Here is a 25,299-nt window from a genome sequence, read left to right as displayed (position 1 = left end):
CGGGGGCACCTTTGTGTCGTGCCGGGGTTGTTCAGCCGGTGTTGCGCAGGCCCGCTGCCACGCCGTTGACGGTGAGGAGCAGGGCTCGGGAGAGCAGCGGGTCGGGTTCGGCGCCGGCCGCGGCGGCGTCGCGCTGTCGCTTGAGCAGGGTGACCTGGAGGTAGGAGATGGGGTCGAGGTAGGCGTCGCGGATGGTGAAGGTCTGCTTCAGCACGGGTGTGGCGTCGAGGAGTTCGCGTTCGCCGGTGATCTTGAGGACTTCGGCGACGGTGAGGGCGTGTTCGGCCTTGATGCGGTCGAAGACGTGCTTGAGGTCGTCGGGGACGAGGGTGTCGACGTAGTGCTGGGCGATCCGCAGGTCGGTCTTGGCGAGGGTCATCTCGACGTTGGAGACGAAGTTGCGGAAGAAGTGCCACTGTTCGTGCATCTCGTCGAGCACGCCCTCTCCTCCCAATGTCGCAGTGAGGCCCGCCTCGCGCAGGGCCTTGAGGCCGGAGCCGACGCCGTACCAGCCGGGGACGATCTGGCGGGACTGGGTCCAGCCGAAGACCCACGGGATGGCGCGCAGTCCGTCGAGCGAGACGCCCGAGCCGGGGCGGCGGGAGGGCCGGGAGCCCAGGTGCAGGTCGGCGAGCTGGTCGACCGGCGTGGAGGCGAGGAAGTACGTCGGCAGGTCGGGGTCCTCGACGAGTTCGCGGTAGGCGGAGTGGGCGGCGTCCGAGACGAGGTCCATGGCGGCGTCCCAGCGGGCGAGGGCCTCGACGGACTGGCGGGGGGCGGTGTGCAGGGCGGAGGCCTGGAGGGTGGCGGCGACGGTGAGTTCCAGGTTCTCCCTGGCCAGGGAGGGGATGAGGTACTTGTCGGAGATGACCTCGCCCTGTTCGGTGACCTTGATCTCGCCTTCGAGGGTGCCCCAGGGCTGGGCGAGGATCGCGTCGTGGGAGGGGCCGCCGCCGCGGCCGACGGTGCCGCCGCGGCCGTGGAAGAGGCGCAGGCGTACGCCGTAGCGGTGGGCGACGTCGCGCAGGCGGCGCTGGGCGCGGTGGATCTCCCACTGTGAGGTGGTGATGCCGCCGAACTTGGAGGAGTCGGAGTAGCCGAGCATGACCTCCTGGACGTCTCCGCGCAGGGCGACGAGGCGTCGGTAGGAGGGGTCGGCGAGCATCTCCTCGAGGATGGTGTCGGCGGCCTTGAGTTCGTCGGTGGTTTCCAGGAGGGGGACGATGCCGATGCGGGCCCAGCCGGCGTGCAGGTCGATCAGGCCGGCCTCGCGGGCGAGTACGGTGGCGGCGAAGACGTCGTCGGCGCCCTGGCACATGGAGATGATGTAGGACTCGATGACCTCGGGTCCGAAGACGGCGAGGGCCCGCTTGATCGTCTCGAACACGCCGAGGGTCTTCTCGCCGGCCGCGTCGACGGGTGCCGGGGTGGGGGCGAGCGGCCTGCGCGACCGCAGTTCCTTGGCGAGCAGCTTCGTGCGGTACTCGCGGGGCATGTCCACGTATCGCCAGGATTCCTCGCCGAGGCGGTCGAAGAGCTGGCCGAGGGCGTGGTGGTGGGCGTCGGCGTGTTCGCGGACGTCCATGGTGGCGAGTTGGAGGCCGAAGGCGGCGAGGGTGCGCAGGGTGCGGTTCATGCGGCCGTCGGCGAAGAGGCCGCCGCGGTGTTCGCGCAGGGAGGTCTGGAGGAGGGTGAGGTCGTTGAGGAGTTCGCTGGTGCCGAGGTAGTCGCGGCCGGGTTCGTGGGGGGTGCCCTTGGCGAGGCGTTGCTTGGTGTTCTCCAGCTTCTGGCGGATGCAGGTGGCCTTGAGGCGGTAGGGCTCTTCGGCGTTGAGGCGCTTGTAGCGGGGGCTGATCTCGGGCAGGCGTTCGAGGTCGGCCCGGAGGGAGTCCAGGAGTTCTTCCGTCGCGCCGGTGTAGCGGATGGAGTTCGACAGGAAGCCGCGCAGTTCGTCGATCATCTCCAGGGCGTCGTTGATGCCGTGTTCGTGCTGGAGGATGAGGACGTCCCAGGTGACCTGGGGGGTGACGTTGGGGTTGCCGTCGCGGTCGCCGCCGATCCAGGTGCCGAAGGTGAGGGGGCGGGTGTCCTCGGGGAGGTGGACGCCGACCCGCTCGAGCTCGGAGGTGAGGTCCTCCAGGACGTCGCCGACGGCGCCGGCGTGGAGTTCGTCGAGGTAGTAGATGGCGTTGCGGGCCTCGTCGGCGGGTTCGGGGCGTACGACGCGGAGCTCGTCGGTCTGCCAGACGAGGTCGATGTTCTCGGCGAGGCGTGTGTCGTGGCGCCGGCGGTCGGCCTCGATGACGGGGGTCTCCAGAAGCGCGGCGATGCGCCGGAGCTTGTTGAGTACCGACCGGCGCGCGGCCTCGGTGGGGTGTGCGGTGAACACCGGGCGGACGTTGAGGTGGCGGACGGTCTCGCGGACGTGTTCGGGGTCGGCGTCCTTGAGGCGGTCGGCGGTGCGGGCGAGGAGGCCGCCTTCGGCGGCGCGCTTGGCGCGCAGTTCCCGGCCGCGGTGGACCTGCTCGGTGACGTTGGCGAGGTGGAAGTAGGTGGAGAAGGCGCGGACGAGCTTGGCGGCGGTCTCCAGTTCGGTGCCGCGCAGCAGTTCGGCGGCGGCCTCGCCGTCCTCGCGGGTGAGGCGGCGGACCTTCTCGACGAGGTCGAGCAGCTCGGGGCCCTCCTGCCGGACGAGGGTCTCGCCGAGGAGGTCACCCAGTCGGCGGATGTCGGCGCGCAGCTCTGCACTCGTCGTCGTGGTCTGGTCGTCGGCACTGCTCACAGGTGCGGCTCCTTGCAGTGGTGAAGCTCGTCTGAGGCTCGTCTGGGGCGGTGTCCGGGGCCGTCCGGGCGGCGGGTGCCGCATACGGGCCGGACATCCGGGAAGAAAACAGAGCGGACCGCGCTGTCCGACCGCCTCCAAGGATAGGTGGCGGGCGGGACGCGCAGACTGTCGGGCTCTTGCCGCCGAGCAGGGCACTGACATACTTACGATGCCGTAGGTTACGGAACCGTAGGAAGCTGTACGCGGCATCTGTACGCGGCATGCTGCCCGTGGTGGCCGTGACCCGGCGACCTGCCACAAAACCCTCGAACCCCACAGGGGACGCCCCATGACCACGAGCTCCGATGTGATCGACGACGCCCCGAAGGCGAACGACGGCGCTCCATTTCCCTCCGCGACGCTCGGTGGCGAGCAGAAACGCTCGCTGGAGCAGATCACCCTTCTCCTCTTCATCATCGTCCCGTTCCTCGCGCTGCTGGCGGCGGTGCCGCTGGCGTGGGGGTGGGGGGTCAGCTGGCTGGACCTGGGCCTGCTGGTCTTCATGTACTTCCTCGGGTGCCACGGCATCACGATCGGTTTCCACCGGTACTTCACGCATGGTTCGTTCAAGGCGAAGCGGCCGCTGAGGATCGCGTTGGCGGTCATGGGGTCGCTGGCGGTGGAGGGGCCGCTGGTGCGCTGGGTGGCGGATCACCGCAAGCACCACAAGTTCTCGGACGCGGAGGGGGATCCGCATTCACCGTGGCGGTTCGGGGAGACCGTTCCGGCGCTGATGAAGGGCCTGTGGTGGGCGCACATCGGCTGGATGTTCGACGAGGAGCAGACGCCGCAGGACAAGTACGCGCCGGATCTGATCAAGGACCGGGCGATCCGGACGATCTCGCGGCAGTTCGTCCTGTGGACGGTGGTGTCGCTGGCGATTCCGCCGCTGGTGGGCGGGCTGGTGACGATGTCCTGGTGGGGTGCGTTCACGGCGTTCTTCTGGGGGTCGCTGGTTCGGGTGGCGCTGCTGCACCACGTCACGTGGTCGATCAACTCGATCTGTCATGCGGTGGGCAAGCGGCCGTTCAAGTCGCGGGACCGGTCGGGCAACGTGTGGTGGCTGGCGGTGCTGTCGTGCGGCGAGTCCTGGCACAACCTGCACCACGCGGATCCGACGTCGGCGCGGCACGGCGTGGAGCGGGGGCAGATCGACTCCTCGGCGCGGCTGATCCGCTGGTTCGAGGTGTTCGGGTGGGCGTACGACGTGCGCTGGCCGTCACGCTCGCGTATCGATTCGCGTCGCAACACGGATGAGGACGGCTCCCGGCGCCGGAAGGCGGCCGCGAAGGCGGCATGATTGACGGCGTGGCGACCGACTCCAGCAGTACCCCCAGTCCCGGCGGTTCCGGCGGCGAAGCGAAGCCGCGGCGTGCCCGGCGTACCCGTATGACGGGCGCCGAGCGCCGGCAGCAGTTGTTGGAGATCGGTCGCACGCTGTTTGCGGCGAAGGGTTTCGAGGCCACGTCGGTGGAGGAGATCGCGGCGAAGGCCGGGGTGTCCAAGCCGGTGGTGTACGAGCACTTCGGTGGCAAGGAGGGGTTGTACGCGGTCGTCGTGGACCGGGAGATGCGGCGGCTGCTGGACATGGTGACGAGTTCGCTGACCGCCGGGCATCCTCGTGAGCTGTGCGAGCAGGCGGCGTTCGCGCTGCTCGACTACATCGAGGAGTACACGGACGGGTTCCGGATCCTGGTCCGGGACTCCCCGATTCCGCAGTCGACGGGGTCCTTCGCGTCTCTCATCTCGGACATCGCCACCCAGGTGGAGGACATCCTGGGTCGTGAGTTCAAGTTGCGTGGCTTCGATCCGAAGCTGGCGCCGTTGTACGCGCAGGCGCTGGTGGGGATGGTGGCGCTGACGGGGCAGTGGTGGCTGGACGTGCGCCGGCCGAAGAAGGCGGAGGTCGCGGCGCATCTGGTGAACCTGGCGTGGCACGGGCTGGACGGGCTGGAGCAGAAGCCGCACCTGATAGGACGCCGGAAGAGCTGAGTGGACCGCCCGGGCCGAAGGGGGCGGAGCGGGGGGAGACGGGGCGGAGACGGTCTCAGGCCCCCTTCGTGGCCACGGCGAACAGGCGCCGGAAGGGCAGGACCGTGCCGTACCCGGTCCTCGGGTAGGCCGTGCGGAGCAGGTCGCGGTATTCGGTGAGGAAGGTGTCCTGGGCCTCGGGGTCGTCGGCGAGGGCGTCGAGGGCGGGGCGCAGGCCGGTGCCCTTGACCCAGTCGAGGACGGGGTCCTCGCCCTGGAGGATGTGGTGGTACGTCGTCGTCCAGACGTCGGTGGCGCAGCCGAGGCGGGCGAGGCGGTCGAGGTAGACGCCGGGGGTGTGGACGGAGTCCTCGGGGCGCAGGACGTGGGCGAGCCGGTTCTTCCAGCGGGGTGTGTCGCCGAGTTCGCGCATGAGGGCGTGCAGGGGGGCGTCGATGTTGTGGGGGACCTGGAAGGCGAGGGTGCCGCCGGGGGCGAGGCCGTCGAGCCAGGCGGGGAGGGCGTCGAGGTGGCCGGGGACCCAGTGCAGGGCGGCGTTGGAGATCAGCAGGTCGTAGGTCTCGTCGGGGGTCCAGGTGGTGAGGTCGGCGTGGGCGAAGTCGAGGTGTGCGCTGGCGTGCGCGGCGGCGTCGGTGAGCATCTGTGCGGAGTTGTCGTATCCGGTGATGCGGGCGGTGGGCCAGCGGTCGGCGAGGACGGTGGTGAGGTTGCCGGGGCCGCAGCCGAGGTCGGCGATGCGGGGCGGGTCGCCGGGCAGGTCGGGGACGCGGGCGAGGAGGTCGTGGAAGGGGCGGGCGCGGTGGCCGGCGTGGCGGAGGTACTGGGCGGGGTCCCAGGAGGGGTTGGTCGTCATACCTCTCACCTTCCCTCCAATTTTCTCTCGACGTCAAGAGGCTTGATTTCAAGAGACTTCATGTCGACACAACCACTACACTGATCGTCATGGAGGACGAGGTCGATCGGCTGGTCGCAGCGTGGCGCCGGGAGCGCCCGGACCTCGACGTGGAGCCGCTGGAAGTACTCAGCCGGGTGAGCAGACTGGCCCGGCATCTGGACCGGGCGCGCCGGCTGGCGTTCTCCGAGCATCAGCTGGAGCCCTGGGAGTTCGACGTGCTGACCGCGCTGCGGCGCGCGGGGGCGCCGTACCAGCTCTCCCCCGGGCAGCTGCTGACGCAGACACTGGTCACGTCGGGCACGATGACGAACCGTATCGACCGGCTCACGAAGAAGGGCCTGGTGGGACGGCTGCCGGACCCGAGCGACCGGCGCGGTGTGCTCGTCCGGCTCACGGACGACGGCAAGGACCGCGCCGACCAGGCGCTGGCCGGGCTGCTCGACCAGGAGCGGGCGATCCTGGCCGAGCTCTCGCACGCCCAGCGCAGCGAACTGGCCGCCCTGCTACGCCAGCTGACCGCCCCGTTCGACAACATCCCCGGCTGAGGACCTGCCGGGCAGACCAGGGCGAAGACGCGGGGTCTGGCACGCGCATGTCGGCCGATCAGGCGCTGTTGGTTTCCTCCGCCCTGATCTGCCCGGCAGGTCCCAGGTCCACCGGCCCGACCCCCGCTCTGCGGGCCAGGGCGACGGCGGCGAGGGTGGAGTGGACGCCCAGTTTGCCGAGGACGTTCTGCATATGGGTGCGGACGGTGTGCGGGGAGAGGAAGAGGCGCTCGGCGACGGCTTTGCGCCCCAGGCCCGCCACCATGCACCGGAGCACTTCGCGTTCCCTCGGGGTGAGGGACTCGACGAGCCGTTCGCTCTCGGTGCGGTGCTTGCGGGCCGCGGTGAGCTCGCGCAGGACGCCGGTGAGCAGGGCGGGCGGCAGGTGGGTCTCCTCGCGCAGCACCCCTCGGATGACGGTGAGCAGCCGCGACAGGGAGCAGTCCTTGGCCACCCAGCCCGAGGCCCCGGCCTGCAGGGCGAGGGCGGCGCGGCGCGGGTCGTCCTTCTCGGCGAGGACGACGACCCGGACATGGGGCTGTGCGGCGCGCACACCGGCGACGAGGGAGATCCCGTCGACGAGTCCGTCCTCGCCCACCTCGTGCACGGGTACGGCGTGCCGTATGCCCGGCAGCGCACCGCCCGTACCACCTCCCGGCCCGGCCACCGGGCCGGCGCCCAGGCCGTTGCTCATTGCGGCGCCCAGATCGGCGTCGACGAGCAGCACGTCGTAGCGGCGTCCCTCGGCGGCCGCGCGCTCCAGGCTGCGCAGTGCCGCGGGGCCGCTGCCGGCCGCGGAGACGTCGACGTCGGGCTCGGCGGCGAGCGCCGCGGCGAGCGACTCGGCGAAGATGCGGTGGTCGTCGACGACCAGGACTCGGATGCGAACCACGAAACCCCCTTCCCCAGGCTCCTTGCCGGAGCCGGGGATACCCCAAGGTCCTCGAAAGACGGAGAAACTACGACCGGCGCGGGTACAACACCCGGAGGGGATACGGGCCACCGCACGGCCGCCGCCGTGCAGGGACTGCTACCCCGACTCCGGGCGTCGTACCCGACTGTCTCGCCCCCTGATCGGCACCGGCCCCCACCGGTGCTGTTCATCAGGGTAGGGCTGTGGGCGGGCGGCGGAAGGAAAAACGCAGAACTGGTTGGCCAGGGCGTTTATGGTGTGCCGCATGTTTCGTCTTGAGACAGAAGTCGACAGTACGAGGCGCGATCTTCTTCGCTCCCGGCTCCGCGACACCAACACGGCGGCCTCGCCCGTCCTGCGGGCGCTGCGCGGCACCCCGGCCGAGCGCGAGACCCCGCTGCATGTGTGGGTCTCGGACGTGGGCGGTGAGCTGGTGGGCGGGCTGGTCGGCCACACCTGGACGACGTGGCTGCACGTCGCCCACCTCTGGGTCGACGAACGTCACCGCGGCGGCGGCCTCGGCACCCGTCTCCTCGCCGAGGCGGAACGCGTCGCCGCCGAGGAGCGCGGCTGCCGGCGTGTGCGCCTGGAGACCTGGGACTTCCAGGCGCCGGACTTCTACAAGCACCTGGGCTACGACGTGGTGTGCGTGATCGAGGACTATCCGCCGGGAATCACGGAGTACACGCTGACGAAACGGCTGGGGTGAGGCAGGAGGACTCCCGCCTCACCCCACTTCTGACCACCGCTCAGATCAGACGGCGTGCCCCCGCCGACGGGACCGCCTCGAAGACGCGCGGGGCCTTGTGTCCGGCTGCCGCGAACGCCTCTTCGATCGCCTTGGTGAGGGTGTCGACCCCGGCGGTGTCGGTGAGGACGATCGCCGAGCCGCCGAAGCCGCCGCCGGTCATCCGGGCGCCGAGGGCGCCGTGGGTGACGGCGGTGTCGACGACCAGGTCCAGTTCGGGGCAGGAGACGCGGAAGTCGTCGCGCAGGGAGGCGTGGCCCTCGGTGAGGACCGGCCCGATGGCGCGGGTGTCGCCGGCCTCCAGCAGCGCGACCATGCGTTCGACGCGCGCGTCCTCGGTGACGACGTGGCGGACGAGGCGGCGGACCTCCTCGTCGTCGCCGAGGCGGGCGAGGGCCGCGTCCAGGTCGGCGTACGGGACGTCCCGCAGGGCGTCGACGCCGAGCAGGGCGGCGCCCTTCTCGCAGCCGGCGCGGCGCTTGCCGTACTCGCCGGTGCTGTGGGAGTGCTTGACCTGGGTGTCGACGACCAGCAGGCGCAGCCCCAAGGCGGCGAGGTCGAGGGGGATCTGCTTCTGGGAGAGGTCGCGGGTGTCGAGGAAGAGGGCGTGGCCCTCCTCGCAGCAGGCCGAGGCCGTCTGGTCCATGATGCCGGTGGGGGCGCCGACGTAGACGTTCTCGGCGCGCTGGCAGAGGCGGGCGAGCTGCCAGCGCTGCAGGCCGAGGTCGTAGAGGTCGTTGAGGGCGAGGGCCACGACGACCTCGATCGCCGCCGACGAGGACAGGCCCGCGCCGGTCGGAACGGTCGACGTCAGGTGGATGTCGGCGCCGGTGACCGGGTGGCCGGCCTCGCGCAGGGCCCAGACGACACCGGCGGGGTACGCCGTCCAGGTCTCGTCGGACTCCGGGGTGAGGTCGTCGAGGCGGAGTTCGGCGACGCCGCCCGCTATGTCGGAGGAGTGCAGGCGCAGGACGCCGTCCGTGCGCCGGGAGACCGCGGCGAGCGCCTGGTGCGGCAGCGCGAAGGGCATCACGAAGCCGTCGTTGTAGTCGGTGTGCTCGCCGATGAGGTTGACGCGGCCGGGCGCGGCCCAGACGCCGTCGGGCTCGGCGCCGTACAGCCCGGCGAACGCCTCGCGCACTTCCTGTGCCGCCACTGCTGCCCCCACTACTGCTCCCTTGCGATGTGCTGCGCGAACTCCCAGGCGTCCGCGACGATGCCCGCGAGGTCCGCGCGGGACGGGTTCCAGCCCAGCTGTTCGCGGGCGGTGGCCGCGGAGGCGACCAGGACGGCCGGGTCGCCGCTGCGGCGGGGGGCCACGACCTCGGGGATCGGGTGGCCGGTGACCGAGCGGACGGTCTCGATGACCTCGCGGACCGAGAAGCCGTTGCCGTTGCCCAGGTTGCAGATGAGGTGCTCGCCGGGCTTGGCGGCGGCGACGGCGAGGAGGTGGGCCTCGGCGAGGTCGGCGACGTGGATGTAGTCGCGCACGCACGTGCCGTCGGGGGTCGGGTAGTCGTCGCCGTAGACGGAGATGGCCTCGCGGCGGCCCTGGGCGACCTGGAGGACGAGCGGGATGAGGTGCGACTCGGGGTCGTGGCGCTCGCCCTGCTTGCCGTAGGCGCCCGCGACGTTGAAGTAGCGCAGGGAGACGGCGCCCAGGCCGTGGGCCGCGGCCTCGCCGGTGATCATGTGGTCGACGGCGAGCTTGGTGGCGCCGTAGGGGTTGGTGGGCTTCGTCGGCGCGGTCTCGACGATCGGGACCTGCTCGGGCTCGCCGTAGGTGGCGGCCGTGGACGAGAAGACGAGCTTGCGCACGCCGGCCTCGCGCATGGCGGCGAGGAGGGCCATGGTGCCGCCGACGTTGTTGTCCCAGTACTTCTCGGGCTTCACGACGGACTCGCCGACCTGCGAGGAGGCGGCGAAGTGGAGGACGGCTTCGAAGGAGGCGTCGAGCCACTTGGCGGCGTCGCGGATGTCGCCCTCGACGAAGGCGGCGCCGGCGGGGACGCCCTCGCGGAAGCCGGTGGAGAGGTTGTCGAGGACGACGACCTCGTGCCCCGCCTCCAGCAGATGCTGGGCGACGACACTGCCGACGTAGCCGGCCCCTCCGGTCACCAGGTACTTCATGAACTCGCTACCTCTCGCAGTCGCTCGGCCGCGCGCTCCGGCGGCACGTCGTTGATGAAGACGTTCATGCCGGATTCGGAGCCCGCGAGGAACTTCAGCTTGCCGGACGTCCGGCGGATGGTGAAAAGCTCGAGGTGGAGTGCGAAGTCGTCACGGTTGACGCCGTCGAACTCCTCCAGCGCACCGAACGGCGCCTGATGCCAGGCGGCGATGTAGGGCGTGGGCGGTTCACCGTCACCGAAGATACGGTCGAAACGCCTCAAGAGTTCCAGGTAGACCTTGGGGAACTCCGTGCGGGCCTCCTCGTCGAGAGCGAGCAGGTCGGGCACGCGCCGCTTGGGGTACAGGTGCACCTCGTACGGCCAGTGCGCCGCGTACGGCACGAAGGCGACCCAGTGTTCACCCTCCAGGACGACCCGCTCGCCGGCGAGTTCACGCTCCAGGACGGCGTCGAAGAGGTTCTCCCCGCCGGTGGCCTCCTTGTGCGCGGCGACCGAACGCAGCATCAGGGCGGTGCGGGGGGTGGTGAACGGGTAGGCGTAGATCTGCCCGTGCGGGTGACCCAGTGTCACACCGATCTCGGCGCCCCGGTTCTCGAAGCAGAACACCTGGTCGACGGAGGGCAGATGCGACAGCTCGGAGGTCCGGTCGGTCCACGCGTCGAGGACGAGGCGCGCCTGCTCCTCGGTGAGGTCGGCGAAGGACGCGTTGTGGTCGGAGGTGAAGCAGACGACCTCGCACCGCCCGGAGTCGCCGGCCAGCGAGGGGAAGCGGTTCTCGAAGACGACGGCGTCGTACGACGAGTCCGGGATCTCGCTGAGCCGCTCGCCCTGGGAGGGGCACAGGGGGCATTCGTCGGCCGGCGGGTGGTAGGTGCGCCCCTGCCGGTGCGAGGCGATCGCGACGGAGTCGCCCAGCAGCGGGTCCCGGCGTACCTCCGAAGTGGTGACCGTGCGGTCCAGCGGGCGTCGGTCCACCGCGTCGCGCACCGAGTCGTCCCGCAGGTCGTAGTAGATCAGCTCACGACCGTCCGCCAGCCGGGTCGAGGTCTTCTTCACCGCGACTCTCCATTGCCAAGTAAGCGCCAGGTGAGTGCCACGTCAGCACCGACCCAGACTTCAAACAGAACCGAACACATAGAAACATAAACACGCGCGGGAAGTAACCCCCCACAACCAAACAAAGACCACCAGACAAGGTGAGCTCCGGATGCAGACCCCCACAGACTCCGTGCACCTGGCAGCCGAGCTGCGGCTCCCCACGAACGCGCTCGACTACACGATCCTCGGCATCTACTTCGTCGTCGTCCTGGGCATCGGTTTCGCCGCCCGCAAGTCGGTGAGGACCAGCCTCGACTTCTTCCTCTCCGGGCGCTCGCTGCCCGCCTGGATCACCGGCCTCGCCTTCATCTCGGCCAACCTGGCCGCCACCGAGATCCTGGGCATGGCCGCGAACAGCGCCCAGTACGGCGCCTACACCGTGCACTGGTACTGGATCGGCGCCATCCCGGCGATGGTGTTCCTGGGCCTGGTGATGATGCCGTTCTACTACGGCAGCAAGGTCCGCTCCGTGCCCGAGTTCCTGCTGCTGCGCTTCGACAAGTGGGCCCACCTGCTCAGCTCGATCCTCTTCGCCTTCGCGGCGATCCTGATCGCGGGCGTCAACCTGTACGCCCTGGCGATCGTGGTCGAGGCGCTGCTGGGCTGGCCGCAGTGGGTGGCGATCGTGGTCGCGGGCTTCTTCGTCCTCGCGTACATCACGCTGGGCGGCCTCTCCTCGGCGATCTACAACGAGGTGCTGCAGTTCTTCGTGATCCTGGCGGCGCTGATCCCGCTGTCGGTGCTGGGGCTGAAGCGGGTGGACGGCTGGGACGGCCTCACGGACAGGCTGACCGCGACCCACGGGGACGACTTCGTGACCGCCTGGGGCGGCACCGGCATCGGCAGCGACAACCCGCTGGGCGCGAACTGGCTGACGATCGTGCTCGGCCTCGGCTTCGTCCTCTCCTTCGGGTACTGGACGACGAACTTCGCGGAGGTGCAGCGCGCCCTGTCGGCGCGGAACCTCTCGGCCGCCCAGCGCACCCCGCTGATCGCCGCGTACCCCAAGGTCTTCATCGTCTTCCTCGTGATGATCCCGGGCCTGGTCGCCGCGGCCCTGATCCCCGGCTTCGGCACCGACGAGTCGGGCTACCAGTACAACGACGCCATCCCGTACCTGATGGAGAGCCTGCTGCCCAACGGCGTCCTGGGCGTCGCCGTGACCGGGCTCCTCGCGGCCTTCATGGCGGGCATGGCGGCGAACATCTCGTCCTTCAACACGGTGTTCACCACGGACATCTGGGCGAAGTACGTGGTGCTGGGCCGCGAGGACGCGTACTACGTCCGCTTCGGCCGGCTGATCACGGCGATCGGCGTCATGGCCTCGATCGGCACGGCGTTCCTGGCGTCGTCGTTCTCGAACATCATGAGCTACCTGCAGACGCTGTTCAGCTTCTTCAACGTCCCGATGTTCGTGGTCTTCATCGTGGGCATGTTCTGGAAGCGGGCGTCGATGAGGTCGGGCTTCTGGGGCCTGCTGGCCGGCACCACGGCGGCGATGATCAACTACTTCATCCTCTACAAGCGGGACGTCATCGGCATCCCCACCGACCAGGGCGCCAACTTCGTCTCCGCGATCGCGGGCTTCGTGGCGGGCGCGGTGGTGATGGTGGCGGTCTCACTGTTCACCGCGCCCAAGCCCGACGAGGAGCTCCAGGGCCTGGTCTACGGCACCCGCTCCCCCGGCATGGCCGAGCCGCCGGCGGCGGGCGACGACGCCTGGTACCGCAAGCCGGCCCTGCTCGGCTGGGGGGCCGTGATCCTCGCGGCGGCCTGCTACATCCCGTTCTCGTTCTGATCCCGGTCGCGCGTCGCGCAGACCCAGGGAGGATGGAAACACCATGTCCGAGCAATTCGAACCCGACGAGCGCGCGAAGGCGGCCGAGCGGCTGCGGCGGGCGGGGTACAGCGAGGCCGACGTCCAGCGGGAGGTCACCGAGCTGGAGGAGAGGTCGGCGACCGCGGCCCGCATCTTCGACCTGCGCCGCATCATCGGCGGCCTGTTCGTCCTGTACGGCGTCATCCTCACGCTCACCGGACTGACCGACAGCGACGCCGAGATCGACAAGGCCCAGGGCATCAACATCAACCTCTGGACGGGCCTCGGAATGCTGGCCCTCGGCGTCTTCTTCCTGGTGTGGCTGTGGCTGCGCCCGGTGGCGCATCCGACGCCGACACTGCCGGTACCGGAGGAGAAGACCCCCGAGTGAGAGGCGGACGGGGCGGGGCTGGAGCCGTGGGCGCGGGTCCAGCCCCGTCCGGCTGTTTCGCCGTAGGTGCGGGCTACTCGCCGGTGAACAGGTCGTCGGCGGTGGTGGCGTGGACGGCACGCTGCGACCGGGTGGTGAGCCGGTCGAGGTCGGTGCAGGCTTCGACGCGGTCGCGTACCTCGTCGGGGACGTCGATGCCGCGCCAGCGCAGGACCCTCCACATCTGCCGGGCCTGTGCGTCTGCCAGGCACGAGTCGACGAACTGTGCGAGCACCACGGCGGTGTCGCGGTCCAGGGTCCGCAGGGCGGCTTCCAGCGATTCCGGTATCGCCGGAGCCTTCCGGCCACGGCCGTGTGTCATGGCCGAGAGCACCGCAAGGGACGGATCCTCCCGGGCCTCCCGCTCGGTGGCGATGAGCGGGACGTTCTCCGGGCCGAGCACGAACGGCCGGACCGTCAGCGACGCCATACCGCGTACGCCGAGGTGGATGGGCCGGGCCGCCCAGCGGGCCGTGGCACGCTTCTGCGTGACGCCGATCAGGACCGGCTCACAGCGGTACTTCTCGTGGAGAAAACTGAGGTAGTAGGGCCAGCTGCCGCGCTTACGGTCGTCCGGGTCGGTCTGCGCCTCCACGACCAGCAGGTAGGCGCCCTCCTCGATCCTCCCCCCGGTGTTCCTGGACACCGCCGAGGTCGAGCACCATGCGACGTTCCTCCGGGAGATCGTGATCACGCACGTTCCCGGACTTCTGCAGACCGCCGACTACGCCCGCGCGGTGTACGCGTACATGATGCCCGGCCTCCCGGAGGCCGAGTTGACCCCGCGCGTCGACCACCGGATGAGGCGGCGGGCCGTCATCGAGAACGACAAACCCACCCCGTACGAGACGATCATCCACGAGTTCGCTCTACGCATCCGCGTGGCCGACCGCAACGTCTCCCATGCTCAACTCCTGCAGATCCTCGATCAGATCGAGCAGGGGCACGCCAGTGTGCGCGTCGTCCCCACCGACCAGGACGGCTTTGCCGGGGCCGGGGCCTCGATGATGTACGTAGGCGGACCGGTGCCCCGGCTGGACACAGGCCTGCGGGACGCCCACACCGGCACCGCTTTCATCGACGCAGAGCCCCGACTGACTCAGCTTCGAACGCTCTTCCGTAAGGTGGAGAAGGCGACGTTGGATCCCGTGGCGTCGCGGGACTTCATCCACCGCCTGACGAAGGAGCTGCGAGATCCCTCGCGAGCCTCCTGGAAGGCATACGCACCGGGTGCGCACAGCGGTCTGCTGTACACACCCCGACCGCGGTCAGGCCAGCTTGTCCGCCTGGGCGGTGACCGGGTCCGTCGGGAAGGCGAAGTCCTTGCCCGAGACCATCGAACCCGCGTTGGCGACGGTGCCGGACGCGGTGGACGGCGGCACCAACAAACTCGCCTTCGGCTGACGTGCGGTCAGAGGGCGGCAGGGGGCGGCTTGAGCAGTCCCGCCTCCTCCAGGGACTCGGCCACTCCTTCGGTCTCCTGTGGTGACAGTGGGATCTGCGGTTCGGCGGTCGCCGGACAGTCGATGACGCCCCGCAGGTACAGGGCCGTCTTGAACGCGCCCAGGGCCGCCGAGCCGACGCCCATGCGGGACGGGTCGCCGACGGACACCATGCCGAACAGGGCGCACAGCCGCTCCTGTTCGGCCCGCGCGGCCTCCAGGTCGCCCGACCGGTACAGGCGCACGAGACGGACGTACCCGTGCGGGTCGACGTTGGCCAGGCCGGGCACCGCGCCGTCCGCGCCCAGCGCCAGGGCCGCGTCGACGAGCAGTTCGGAGCCGGTGAGGACGCTGAAGCCCGGCAGGTCGCGGGCGCCGGTGGCGACCTCGCGGAAGCCGGCCAGGTCGCCGCTGGAGTCCTTGAGCCCGGCGAGCACGCCCTCGGCGGCGAGGTCCAGGACGAGTCCGGCGGGCAGCTTGGTGTGCACGGCGACCGGGATGTCGTAGGCGATCACCGGGAGGGTGCCGCGTTCGGCGGTCAGCCGGTAGTGGCGGGCGACCTCGGCGGGGTGGGTGCGGGTGTAGAAGGGCGCGGTGACGACGACGGCGTCCGCGCCCGCCGCCGCGGCGGCCGCGACATGGTCCAGCACCCGGGACGTGGTCATGTCGATGGCACCGGCCAGGACCGGCAGCCGGCCCGCGACGTGCTCGACGACTGTCTCGGTGACCAGCCGGCGCTGCCGGTCGGTGAGGAACGCGACCTCCGAGGTGGAGCCGAGCACGAACAGCCCGTCCACCCCGCCGTCCAGGAGATGGTCGACGAGCCGACGCAGCGAGGGGACGTCCACCTCGCGGTCCGGTGTCAGGGGGGTGCAGACGGGCGGGATCACTCCGGTCGGCGGGGCGGGCAGGGTCATCACGGCTCCCGGGGGCAGGCTCGCGCGTACGAGGTCGTCGGTCGACTCGTCCTCCTGCACAGGATCTCGTCCTCCTGCACTGGATGGTGACAGGCGCCGACGCCGGAAGGCGGGCGGCGCCGGAAAGCGGGCGGCGCCGGAAAGCGGGCGGCGCCGGAAAGCGGGCGGCGCCGGAAAGCGGGCGAGCCGGGGCCGTTACGCGTCCGGGTCCGTGCTCGCGCGGTGGGAGCCGACGGGGCCCGCGCGGTCCAGCAGGCCCGTGCGGGCGGCCAGGGCCGCCGCCTCCAGGCGGGAGCCGACGCCCAGTTTCATCAGGACGCGCTGGACATGGGTGCGGGCCGTGGACGGGGCGATGCCCATGCCGGCGGCGATGAGGCGGGTGTCCTCGCCGTCGGCGACCCGGACCAGGACCTCGACCTCGCGCGGGGTGAGCATCTGCAGGAGCCGCTGGCCCTCGTCGTCCGGCTGGGCCGCGGGGTTGAGGAGCTCACCGAAGGCACTCTGCAGGAGCTGAGGGGCGACCGCCGCCTCACCCGCCCTCGCCTTCATGATCGCCCGCTCGACACCCTCGATGCGCTCGTCGTGGCGCACATAGCCGGAGGCGCCCGCGGCGAAGGCGGCGGCGATGCCCCGGGGGCTGGGCACCGGCCCGAGCACCAGGACCGCCACCTGCGGGCGCTCCCGCTTGATACGGACCACCGGATCGAAGATGCCCGGCTCGGCCGGGGCCGCCGTCCCCAGCAGACACACCTCCGGCGCCCGGGTGATCACCAGCTCCGCCGCACCGGCGGCGGGCGCCGCCGCGGCGAGCACCCGGTGCCCCCGTAGCTTCAGCGCCGAGGCCAGCGCCTCGGCGAGCAGTCGGTGGTCGTCGACCACCATCAGCCGCACTCCCATCGCCAACCCCCCAGTCCCCCCACGGAACACAAAAGGTGCCCCCCGGCACCCCGTCCTTCATGCCCCCGGAAGCTACACGCTTGTTCGACGTTGCGCTCCCCCTACTGGTGAGAAGTGCCCCGGATCGCCGAAATTCCTCGCATTCGAGGGTGATGAGCGGTAAGTGCACGGCCCCGCCCCTGAGCAGGGGCGGGGCCGTGCGTCTGTGCGAAACGGATTCGGCTCAGCCGGAGGTGCCGAAGGCGATCACCAGGTACTCCTTGTCGCCGCCGCTCGACTCGTCGGCGTACGTGTCCGCCATGTACAGCCGGCCCTGGGAGTACAGGAGCTCCGAGTACGCCGGAGACATGTTGCTCTCCATCTCCCGTGCCTCCTCCGAGTCCGTGTTCTCCAGCAGCGTGGTCTCCTTGAAGGAGCCGCCGTCGATGCTGACGACCTGTCCGCCCTTGTCGTACGGCGGCTCCTTGTACGCGATCACGTTGCCGCCGTCCATCCGCAGCGGGAAGAGCGTGTAGTCGGTGCCCGAGTCGGCGCGCTGGCCGGTCTGCTTGCCGGTGCCGAGGTCGAAGGCGACGATCGAGTTGGTGCTGGAGCCGTCGTCGGCGTCGCGTTCCTCGGTGGCGATGTACAGCCGGTCGTTGCCGACGGCGAGGCCCGCGCAGGCCTCGGGGGTGTCGATGGTGTCGCACTCGGCGGCGTACTCGTCGCCCGGCGCGGAGATACGGGTGCGCAGCTCACCGGTCTTGTTGTCGATGGAGAAGAAGTCCGAGATGCCGCTGCCGTCACCGGCGCTGTCGCCGACGTCGGCGGCCACGACCAGCGGATCGGTCGAGACCACGCCGGCGTACTCGATGTCGGTGGCCAGCTTGTACTCGGAGAGGACCTTCCCGGAGACCGGGTCGATGGTCTGGATGTGCAGCTGCGGCGCGTCGTACGTACCGCACTTGCGCACCGCGACCAGCTTGGCGCCGCCGCCGTAGCCGGCGTCGTAGCAGGTGTCGGAGGTCTTGGGCGACCACAGCACCTTGCCGCTCGCGATGTCGAAGGCGGCGCCGCCGTCGGTGCTGCCCACGGCGACCGTGTTCGCGCTGACGGTGACGTTGTCGAAGTCGATCAGGGCGTCACCGGAGTTGACCGTCTTCGTCCACAGCTGCCGGCCCGCGTTCAGGTCGATCGCCGCGACCTGGGTGCAGCCGGCGGTGGAGTCCTTCGGGGGCATCTTCGGCTGGAAGACGACCGCGGTGCGGCCGTCGTCGTTGGTCTGCCGGCTCGCCGCGCACACCGGGCCGGGCAGTTTGACCGTCCACAGCTTCGTTCCCTTGTCGCGGTCGTAGCCGACGATCTCGGCGACCCCGCTCTTCACATACGCCTTGTCGGTCAGCCAGGAGCCGTCCACGGCCACGCTGTCGTCCTTGGCGACGGTGGGCATCGGCAGCTGGAACAGGGCCTTGGCGCCGGGGTCGGAGGGCACCTTCTCACTCCCCTTGGCGACCCCGCCCTTGTCCTCGCCGCCGCCGGTGCCGTCAGTGCCGCCGGAGGCCGTGGGGCCGTCCTGCTTGCCGCCGCCGGAGGACTTCGAGTACCAGACACCGCCGCCGACGATCAGCGCGATCGCCGCGACCGCCGCCACGATGATCACCATCGAGGCGTTCATCCTCCGCGCGCTCGCCGGCGCGGACGGCGACGGTGACGGCGGCTGCATCGGCACGGTCATCGGCTGCCCCGGGTAGCCGTAGCCGGGCTGCTGCCCGTACGGGGCCGCGGTGCCGTACGGGGGCTGCTGGGGGGCGCCCGCGGGGTAGCCGTAGCCCGGCTGGGGCTGCGGGGGCTGGGGTGCGGCGGCCGGGTAGCCGTAACCGGGCTGGGGCTGCTGGGGCTGGTGGGGCTGCTGCGGGGGCGGGGGTGCCTGCGGAGGACCGTAGCCCGGCTGCGGCTGCGGTTGGGGCTGGGGCTGGGGAGCGTGGGCCGCCTGGGCCGCCTGGGCGTTCTTCCTCAGCTGGTCCGCCACGGCCGCCTGGTGCGGCATGGGGCCGCCGGGCGCATGGCTGAGCTGCGGCCCCTCCGGCGGGGCGGGCGGCACCGGCCGACGGGGCCGCGAGGCCTCCGGCCCGCCCTGGGGCGCGGCGTCCTGAGGTACGGCGTCCTGCGGCGGCTGCGGCGGTCCGAACGCCCCCTGCTGCTGGGGCGGTTGGTCCTCGGGGGTGCCGGAGGCTCCCGGCGGGGGCTGGTTCGGCGGTGGGGGCGGCGGCTGGGTCATGTGTGGATTTCCTCGGCGGAGGCGAAAACGCTCGGCGAAGCGCTGGGGACGACAGGACGGGAAGGGCGCGAAGAGGGTCCGCTCACTTGCCGTAGGCGAGCATCAGCTTCTCCTTCCCGTCGTCCTCGCCGGTCAGCTGGGTGGAGGAGAGGTAGAACCGGTCGTCGGCCCAGGCGCGGTCGGCGTTGTAGAAGCCGTCCTCGATGTCGACCGTGCCCGCGGGCAGTTGCAGCAGGGTGGTCGGGGTGTGCGCGGATCCGGTCGTCGGGATCGACACCACGCGGCCGCCCGCGCCGGAGGACGGCTCGACGTACGCCACGAGCTTGCCGCTCTCGGTCGTCATCGGCGACATCGGCTCGTCGGTGGGCGACTTCACACGCCACTTCTCCTTGCCGGTGGAGAGGTCGATCGCGACGATCTCGTTGGCGCCGGAGGTCGAATCCGTGGGCAGGTAGAGGGTGTTGGCGTCGACCGCCGTACCGAGGCAGCCGGTGAGGTCGCTGCCGTAGAGGGCCCAGCCGCACTGCGGGTCGAAGTCCTCGTCGACGCCGACCTGCGAGCGGAAGCCGCCGTCCGCCTTGAACGTGGAGATGTTCCAGCTGTTCTTGTCGTCGTTGACGCTGTAGACGACCAGCGGGTCGAGGGAGTACACGCGCTCGACGTCCCAGCCCTTGTCGAGCTTGCGGGTCCAGCCGGCCTTGCCGGTCGCCGGGTCCAGCTCCTGGAGCTCGACGTGCTCGTCGGTCTTCAGCGCGGCGCAGGACGACACCATGACCAGCCGGGCCCCGCCCGCGAACGCCTTCGGGAAGCAGGAATCGCCGTACTTCTGCTTGTCGTACAGCTTCTTGCCGGTGCGGACGTCGTACGCCACCCCTGACTGCGAGCGGCCCACGACCAGCGTGTCGCCGGCGAGGGACAGTCCGATGCCGCTGCCGACGCTGTCGAAGAGCCGGCCGTCGGGGACCTTCGCGGTCCAGCCCTTGGCGCCGGTGGCGAGGTCGATCTGCTGGAGCTGGTTGCACTGGGCGCGGTCGCTGACCCCGCTCATGTACGCGACGACGATCTTGTCGTCGGCGGTCGTGTCCTGGGTGACCGAGCAGATCTTCTGGGGGAACGTGATCGGGTCCCAGGCCGGCTTGCCGTCACCCACGGTGTACGCGACGACCTCCTTGTACGCCGCCTTCGCCGCCACCTTGGACGTGATCCACATGCCGGGTGCGTCGGCGCCGTCGGCGGGCGCGTCCGGTGCCTCCTTGTACCAGAGGACCTTCGCCTCGCCGGCCTTGCGGCCCGCGTTGAGGTCCTGTGGGTCCTCGCCGCCGTCCCCACTGCCGTCCCCGGGGTTGACCGGGCTGTCGCTCGCGCCCTTCTTGTCGTCGCTCGCGTCGGCGACCGGCTTCCTGCCGTCGTCGCCGCCGCCGGCGACCGCGAACACGACCCCGCCGATCACCAGCAGCGCGGCGACCGCGGCGGCCACGACCATCGCCGGGCGCCCCTTGAAGGGGTTGCGCGAGCCGGGGGGCGGGGTGCCGGGGGCGCCGGGGAACTGCGGCGGGCCGGGCGGGTAGCCGTAACCGGGCTGGGGCTGCTGGGCGTAGGGGCCGGCGGGCTGTCCGTACGGCCCCGGCTGCGCGGGTGGCCCGTACGGCCCCTGCGGCTGGGGCGGTCCGTACGGTCCCGGTGCGGCCGACGGGCCGTAGGGCCCCGCCTGCTGCGGATGGCCGTAACCGGGCGCGGGCGCGGGCCCGGGCCCGGGTGCGCCCGCCGGCTGGGGCGGCATCCGAGGTGCTCCGAAACCACCCTGCTGCGGCGGCTGATCAGGCGGCTGCGCCATCAGCGTTTCCCCCTTGTCACTGATTTTCGGCCAACCCTTTGTATCACCCGGCACAGACGCCGAAACGGCCCGTATCCACCCCTGTTCCCAAGGGAGGACCGGGCCGTGATGCCGTTGTTATGCGCCTTCACGCCCCCTTCACGGGGCACACGCGCGTGTGGCCAAACGCTACGCGTCCTCGGCCAGTTCCAGCCAGCGCATCTCCAGATCCTCCCGCTCGCCCGCCAATCCCCGCAGCTCGGCGTCGAGTTCGGCGACCTTCGCGAAGTCGGTGGCGTTGTCGGCGATCTGCGCGTGCAGCTTGGACTCCCGCTCGGAGATCTTGTCCAACTGCCGTTCGATCCGCTGGAGTTCCTTCTTGGCGGCGCGCTGGTCGGCGGCGCTCTTCTCGGTCGTGGCCGGCTTCGGCGCGGCGGCCGGGGCGGAGGCGGCCGCGGCCTCCTCCATGCGCGCCCGGCGCTCCAGGTACTCGTCGATGCCGCGCGGCAGCATCCGCAGGGTCGCGTCACCGAGGAGGGCGAACACCCGGTCCGTGGTGCGCTCGACGAAGAACCGGTCGTGGGAGATGACGATCATCGAGCCGGGCCAGCCGTCGAGGACGTCCTCCAGCTGGGTGAGGGTCTCGATGTCGAGGTCGTTGGTGGGCTCGTCGAGGAAGAGGACGTTCGGCTCGTCCATGAGCAGCCGCAGCAGCTGGAGCCGCCGCCGCTCACCACCCGAGAGGTCGCCGACCGGCGTCCACTGCTTCTCCTTGTTGAAGCCGAACGTCTCGCACAGCTGACCCGCGGTCATCTCGCGCCCCTTGCCGAGGTCGACGCGCTCGCGCACCCGCTGGACGGCTTCCAGGACCCGCAGGTTCGGGTCGAGTTCGCCGACCTCCTGGGAGAGATAGGCGAGCTTGACGGTCTTGCCGACGGCGACCCGCCCACCCGCGGGCTGTGTCTCGCCCTCGGTGCGCGCGGCCTCCGCCATGGCGCGCAGCAGGGAGGTCTTGCCGGCGCCGTTGACGCCGACGAGGCCGATGCGGTCGCCGGGGCCGAGCTGCCAGGTGACGTGCTTGAGCAGCACCTTGGGCCCGGCCTGCACGGAGACGTCCTCGAGGTCGAAGACGGTCTTGCCGAGCCGTGACGACGCGAACTTCATCAGCTCGCTGCTGTCGCGGGGCGGCGGCACGTCCTTGATCAGTTCGTTGGCCGCCTCGACGCGGAAGCGCGGCTTGGAGGTGCGCGCGGGGGCGCCGCGCCGCAGCCAGGCCAGCTCCTTGCGGACCAGGTTCTGCCGCTTGACCTCCTCGGTCGCGGCGATCCGCTCGCGCTCGGCGCGTGCGAAGACGTAGTCGGAGTAGCCGCCCTCGTACTCGTGGACGTCGCCGCGCTGCACGTCCCACATGCGCGTGCAGACCTGGTCGAGGAACCAGCGGTCGTGGGTGACGCACACGAGCGCGGAGCGGCGGGCCTGGAGGTGGCGGGCGAGCCAGGCGATGCCCTCGACGTCGAGGTGGTTCGTCGGCTCGTCGAGGACGATCATGTCCTGCTCGTCGATGAGCAGCTTGGCGAGCGCGATACGGCGGCGCTCACCGCCGGAGAGCGGTCCGATGACGGTGTCGAGCCCCTGCGGGAAGCCGGGCAGGTCAAGGCCGCCGAACAGCCCTGTCAGCACGTCCCTGATCTTGGCGTTGCCCGCCCACTCGTGGTCGGCCAGGTCCCGGATGACCTCATGCCGCACGGTCGCGGCCGGGTCGAGGGAGTCGTGCTGGGTGAGGACGCCCAGGCGCAGCCCGCCGGAGTGGGTGACCCGCCCGGAGTCGGCCTCCTCCAGTTTGGCGAGCATCCGGATCAGGGTGGTCTTGCCGTCGCCGTTACGGCCCACGACCCCGATGCGGTCCCCTTCCGACACGCCGAGCGAGATGCCGTCGAGGAGCGTACGGGTGCCGTACACCTTGCTGACGTTCTCGACATTGACCAGGTTGACGGCCATTTCTCTCCTGCGCATGGGGGTCGGTCAGCCTTCTAGCGTAGGGCCTGCCGGGTGAGGGGCGGGGCGCGAGGGGGTTGTCACTCTTTGTGATGACGTGATCGGGAAAGGGCCGCTACCGTGGAAAGAGGCAGCAGGATCCCGTCCATGGGAGGAACCATGACCGCCGAGTCCGTAAAGCACCGCGTCCAGTGGCCGGTGCCGCCACAGGGCGGCTACACCGTGGACGACCTGTTCACGCTGCCCAATCTCCCGCCGCATACCGAACTGATCGACGGGAGCCTGGTTTTCGTGAGTCCGCAGCGAGCTTTCCACGCCGATGCGATCGACCTGTTGGTCACTGGTCTGCGCGGTGGACTGCCAGCCGAGTTCAAGGTCAAACGCGAGATGACCATCGTCCTCGACACCCGCAACGGTCCCGAACCAGACGTCAGCGTGATCCGCGCCGACGCGGTCACCGGGCCGGACCAGACGAGCTACCACGCCGAGGACGTGCTCCTCGCCGTGGAGGTCGTCTCGCCGGACTCGGAATCCCGGGACCGCACGACCAAGCCGCAGAAGTACGCTGCCGCTGGAATCCCGAACTTCTGGCGGGTTGAGCAGAGCGGGAGCAGCGGCAGGCCTGTCATCCATGTGTACGAACTCGACCCGCTCACCAAGGCGTACGTTCATACGGGGATGCATCGGGACCAGGTCAAGGTCGAAAAGCCCTACGACATCGTCATCGACCTGACTGCCATCGACAGCCTCTGACCGGAACCACCCCTCAGAGCACCGTCGCCCCCGCCGCCGGCGCCGTCGCCACACGCACCGTGCGGCAGGTGCCGGAGGCACGCAGGGCCTCGGCCACTGTCTCCGCCGCCCCCCGATCACGCACCAGGAAGGCCGTCGTCGGGCCGGACCCGGAGACCAGCGCCGCCAGCGCGCCCGCCCCGCGCCCCGCCGCCAGCGTGTCGGCCAGTTCCGGGAAGAGGGAGAGGGCGGCGGGCTGGAGGTCGTTGGAGACGGTGGCGGCGAGCGCACCGGGGTCACCGGCGGCCAGGGCGTCGAGGAGGGCCTCGGAGGCGACCGGCTCGGGGATGTCGAGCCCCTCGCCGAGGCGGTCGAACTCACGGAACACGGCCGGCGTCGACAGCCCGCGCCCGGCCATCGCGAACACCCAGTGGAACGTGCCACCCACCTCCAGCGGCGTCAGCTTCTCGCCGCGCCCGGTGCCGAGGGCCGCCCCGCCGACCAGGCTGAACGGGACGTCGCTGCCCAGCTCGGCGCAGATGTCGAGGAGTTCACCGCGGGGCGCGCCGATGCCCCACAGCGTGTCGCAGGCCAGCAGCGCGCCCGCGCCGTCCGCGCTGCCGCCCGCCATGCCCCCGGCCACCGGGATGTCCTTGGCGATGTGGAGGTGGACGCGGGCGTCACGGTCGTACCGCTCGGCGAGGACGAGCGCCGCGCGGGCGGCGAGGTTGCTGCGGTCCAGGGGGACCTGGGCGGCGTCGGGGCCCTCGCAGGTGACGCGGAGTTCGTCGGCCGGGGTCACCGTGATCTCGTCGTAGAGGCCCACGGCCAGGAACACGTTCGCCAGGTCGTGGAAGCCGTCCGCGCGCGCGGCACCCACCGCGAGCTGGACGTTGACCTTGGCGGGCACGCGGACGGTGACGCTCACGCTGCGTTCTCCTGCTGGTTTCGCGGCTGGTTCTGTGGCTGGTTCCGTGGCTTGTTCTCGGCGATCCGGGCGAACTCCTCGACGGTCAGCGACTCGCCGCGCGCCTGCGGGGACACCCCGGCCGCGACCAGCGCCACCTCGGCGGCCGCGGCAGAGCCGGCCCACCCGGCGAGGGCCGCCCGCAGCGTCTTGCGCCGCTGGGCGAAGGCCGCGTCGACGACGGCGAACACCTCGGCCTTCGACGCCGTCGTCCTGATCGGCTCGGTGCGGCGGACGAGCGAGACGAGCCCGCTGTCGACGTTCGGCGCCGGCCAGAAGACGTTGCGGCCGATGGCGCCGGCCCGCTTGACCTCGGCGTACCAGTTGGCCTTCACGGACGGGACGCCGTACACCTTCGAGCCGGGCGCGGCGGCGAGGCGGTCGGCGACCTCCGACTGGACCATCACGAGCGTGCGTTCGATGCCCGGGAAGGTGTCGAGCATGTGCAGGAGGACGGGCACGGCCACGTTGTAGGGGAGGTTCGCGACGAGCGCGGTCGGCGCGGGGCCGGGGAGCTCGGTGACGTGCATCGCGTCGGAGTGCACCAGCGCGAACCGCTCCGCGCGCTCCGGCATGCGCGCCGTGATCGTCGCGGGGAGGGCGCCGGCCAGGACGTCGTCGATCTCGACGGCCGTGACCCGGTCGGCGACCTCCAGCAGGGCGAGCGTGAGGGAGCCGAGCCCCGGGCCGACCTCGACGACCACGTCGTCGGGGCGGACCTGCGCGGTACGGACGATACGGCGGACCGTGTTCGCGTCGATCACGAAGTTCTGGCCGCGCTGCTTGGTGGGGCGCACGCCGAGGACCGCCGCGAGTTCGCGGATGTCTGCGGGGCCGAGGAGGGCGTCGGGGGTGGGGCTGCTCACGGGACAAGGGTACGGGG

The 25,299-nt window shown here is 70.9% G+C and carries 21 protein-coding genes and 1 pseudogene; 8 read left to right on the top strand and 14 right to left on the bottom strand.

The annotated features are described in order from the left end of the window. Positions 1-31: 31 nt before the first annotated feature. Positions 32-2,782 carry a phosphoenolpyruvate carboxylase gene (ppc, locus tag ACLZN2_RS16085; RefSeq protein WP_416979138.1) on the bottom strand — a complete coding sequence of 917 codons (2,751 nt, stop codon included), beginning with the start codon at positions 2,780-2,782 and terminating at the stop codon, positions 32-34. 331 nt (positions 2,783-3,113) lie between these two features. Between ppc and ACLZN2_RS16080 the strand changes: the two genes are divergently transcribed. Together ACLZN2_RS16080 and ACLZN2_RS16075 are read left to right on the top strand one after the other, a co-directional pair. Beyond that, the gene (locus ACLZN2_RS16080; RefSeq protein ID WP_416979137.1) at positions 3,114-4,124 is read left to right on the top strand and encodes an acyl-CoA desaturase; all 1,011 of its coding nucleotides are present in this window, start codon (positions 3,114-3,116) and stop codon (positions 4,122-4,124) included. After that, complete coding sequence (locus ACLZN2_RS16075) at positions 4,121-4,816, top strand: TetR family transcriptional regulator (RefSeq protein WP_416979136.1); 696 nt, start codon at positions 4,121-4,123, stop codon at positions 4,814-4,816. Before ACLZN2_RS16080 ends, ACLZN2_RS16075 begins: the two co-directional genes overlap by 4 nt. 55 nt (positions 4,817-4,871) lie before the next feature. Here the strand turns inward: ACLZN2_RS16075 and ACLZN2_RS16070 are convergent, their stop codons facing one another. Continuing rightward, positions 4,872-5,669: a trans-aconitate 2-methyltransferase gene (locus ACLZN2_RS16070; protein ID WP_416979135.1), complete on the bottom strand. Its 798-nt coding sequence runs from the start codon at positions 5,667-5,669 to the stop codon at positions 4,872-4,874. A gap of 89 nt (positions 5,670-5,758) precedes the next feature. Here ACLZN2_RS16070 and ACLZN2_RS16065 point away from each other — a divergent pair, with 89 nt between their 5' ends. Next, a complete protein-coding gene (locus ACLZN2_RS16065; RefSeq protein ID WP_416979134.1) occupies positions 5,759-6,256 on the top strand; it encodes a MarR family winged helix-turn-helix transcriptional regulator in 498 nt (165 codons plus the stop codon). 58 nt (positions 6,257-6,314) lie between these two features. Here the strand turns inward: ACLZN2_RS16065 and ACLZN2_RS16060 are convergent, their stop codons facing one another. Beyond that, on the bottom strand, positions 6,315-7,148 hold the full coding sequence (locus ACLZN2_RS16060; RefSeq protein WP_416979133.1) for a LuxR C-terminal-related transcriptional regulator: 834 nt from the start codon (positions 7,146-7,148) through the stop codon (positions 6,315-6,317). A 274-nt stretch (positions 7,149-7,422) separates the two neighbouring features. On the opposite strand from ACLZN2_RS16060, the gene ACLZN2_RS16055 reads away from it, so the two are divergent. Next, positions 7,423-7,878: a GNAT family N-acetyltransferase gene (locus tag ACLZN2_RS16055; RefSeq protein ID WP_416979235.1), complete on the top strand. Its 456-nt coding sequence runs from the start codon at positions 7,423-7,425 to the stop codon at positions 7,876-7,878. Between the two features lie 40 nt (positions 7,879-7,918). Here ACLZN2_RS16055 and galK read toward each other — a convergent pair whose 3' ends face one another. The 3 genes from galK to galT are packed head-to-tail and all read right to left on the bottom strand — an operon-like array spanning position 7,919 to position 11,105. Next, positions 7,919-9,085, bottom strand: coding sequence for a galactokinase (galK, locus tag ACLZN2_RS16050; RefSeq protein ID WP_416979132.1), 1,167 nt, complete (start codon positions 9,083-9,085; stop codon positions 7,919-7,921). Further along, positions 9,085-10,047: a UDP-glucose 4-epimerase GalE gene (gene galE / locus ACLZN2_RS16045; protein WP_416979131.1), complete on the bottom strand. Its 963-nt coding sequence runs from the start codon at positions 10,045-10,047 to the stop codon at positions 9,085-9,087. Before galE ends, galK begins: the two co-directional genes overlap by 1 nt. Beyond that, on the bottom strand, positions 10,044-11,105 hold the full coding sequence (gene galT, locus ACLZN2_RS16040; protein WP_416979130.1) for a galactose-1-phosphate uridylyltransferase: 1,062 nt from the start codon (positions 11,103-11,105) through the stop codon (positions 10,044-10,046). Before galT ends, galE begins: the two co-directional genes overlap by 4 nt. Before the next feature lie 151 nt (positions 11,106-11,256). Here galT and ACLZN2_RS16035 point away from each other — a divergent pair, with 151 nt between their 5' ends. Then, positions 11,257-12,945, top strand: a complete 1,689-nt coding sequence (locus ACLZN2_RS16035) for a sodium:solute symporter family protein (protein ID WP_416979129.1) — start codon at positions 11,257-11,259, stop codon at positions 12,943-12,945. 43 nt (positions 12,946-12,988) lie between these two features. Further along, complete coding sequence (locus tag ACLZN2_RS16030; RefSeq protein WP_416979128.1) at positions 12,989-13,357, top strand: hypothetical protein; 369 nt, start codon at positions 12,989-12,991, stop codon at positions 13,355-13,357. A gap of 73 nt (positions 13,358-13,430) precedes the next feature. Here ACLZN2_RS16030 and ACLZN2_RS16025 read toward each other — a convergent pair whose 3' ends face one another. Further along, entirely contained in the window at positions 13,431-14,042 is a 612-nt protein-coding gene (locus tag ACLZN2_RS16025) for a hypothetical protein (RefSeq protein ID WP_416979234.1), read from the bottom strand. Between ACLZN2_RS16025 and ACLZN2_RS16020 the strand changes: the two are divergent. Beyond that, positions 14,017-14,586, top strand: a pseudogene (locus ACLZN2_RS16020) (DUF5753 domain-containing protein); the annotation flags it as partial. The gene ACLZN2_RS16025 and the pseudogene ACLZN2_RS16020 sit on opposite strands and share 26 nt — an antisense overlap. Positions 14,587-14,807: 221 nt before the next feature. Here the strand turns inward: ACLZN2_RS16020 and ACLZN2_RS16015 are convergent. The 5 genes from ACLZN2_RS16015 to ACLZN2_RS15995 all read right to left on the bottom strand — a co-directional run bounded on the left by ACLZN2_RS16015 (position 14,808) and on the right by ACLZN2_RS15995 (position 22,720). Next, the gene (locus ACLZN2_RS16015; RefSeq protein WP_416979233.1) at positions 14,808-15,755 is read right to left on the bottom strand and encodes a dihydrodipicolinate synthase family protein; all 948 of its coding nucleotides are present in this window, start codon (positions 15,753-15,755) and stop codon (positions 14,808-14,810) included. 195 nt (positions 15,756-15,950) lie between these two features. Continuing rightward, complete coding sequence (locus ACLZN2_RS16010; RefSeq protein WP_416979127.1) at positions 15,951-16,652, bottom strand: helix-turn-helix transcriptional regulator; 702 nt, start codon at positions 16,650-16,652, stop codon at positions 15,951-15,953. Between the two features lie 223 nt (positions 16,653-16,875). Continuing rightward, positions 16,876-18,909 carry a PQQ-binding-like beta-propeller repeat protein gene (locus tag ACLZN2_RS16005; protein ID WP_416979126.1) on the bottom strand — a complete coding sequence of 678 codons (2,034 nt, stop codon included), beginning with the start codon at positions 18,907-18,909 and terminating at the stop codon, positions 16,876-16,878. Between the two features lie 82 nt (positions 18,910-18,991). Continuing rightward, on the bottom strand, positions 18,992-20,743 hold the full coding sequence (locus ACLZN2_RS16000; RefSeq protein ID WP_416979125.1) for a PQQ-binding-like beta-propeller repeat protein: 1,752 nt from the start codon (positions 20,741-20,743) through the stop codon (positions 18,992-18,994). 168 nt (positions 20,744-20,911) lie between these two features. Beyond that, positions 20,912-22,720 (bottom strand): ABC-F family ATP-binding cassette domain-containing protein, encoded by a 1,809-nt coding sequence (locus ACLZN2_RS15995; RefSeq protein WP_416979124.1) that lies wholly within the window; start codon positions 22,718-22,720, stop codon positions 20,912-20,914. A 156-nt stretch (positions 22,721-22,876) separates the two neighbouring features. On the opposite strand from ACLZN2_RS15995, the gene ACLZN2_RS15990 reads away from it, so the two are divergent. After that, complete coding sequence (locus tag ACLZN2_RS15990; RefSeq protein ID WP_416979123.1) at positions 22,877-23,470, top strand: Uma2 family endonuclease; 594 nt, start codon at positions 22,877-22,879, stop codon at positions 23,468-23,470. A 13-nt stretch (positions 23,471-23,483) separates the two neighbouring features. Here ACLZN2_RS15990 and ACLZN2_RS15985 read toward each other — a convergent pair whose 3' ends face one another. After that, positions 23,484-24,377 (bottom strand): 4-(cytidine 5'-diphospho)-2-C-methyl-D-erythritol kinase, encoded by an 894-nt coding sequence (locus ACLZN2_RS15985; RefSeq protein ID WP_416979122.1) that lies wholly within the window; start codon positions 24,375-24,377, stop codon positions 23,484-23,486. After that, positions 24,374-25,282, bottom strand: coding sequence for a 16S rRNA (adenine(1518)-N(6)/adenine(1519)-N(6))-dimethyltransferase RsmA (rsmA, locus tag ACLZN2_RS15980; RefSeq protein WP_416979121.1), 909 nt, complete (start codon positions 25,280-25,282; stop codon positions 24,374-24,376). The genes ACLZN2_RS15985 and rsmA overlap by 4 nt, the downstream gene beginning before the upstream one ends. Positions 25,283-25,299: the final 17 nt, after the last annotated feature.

The sequence above is a fragment of the Streptomyces sp. T028 genome (assembly GCF_048159505.1).
GTDB lineage: Bacteria > Actinomycetota > Actinomycetes > Streptomycetales > Streptomycetaceae > Streptomyces.
Note: the sequence above shows the minus strand (reverse complement) of the source record. Positions and strands in the feature narration are given on the sequence as shown.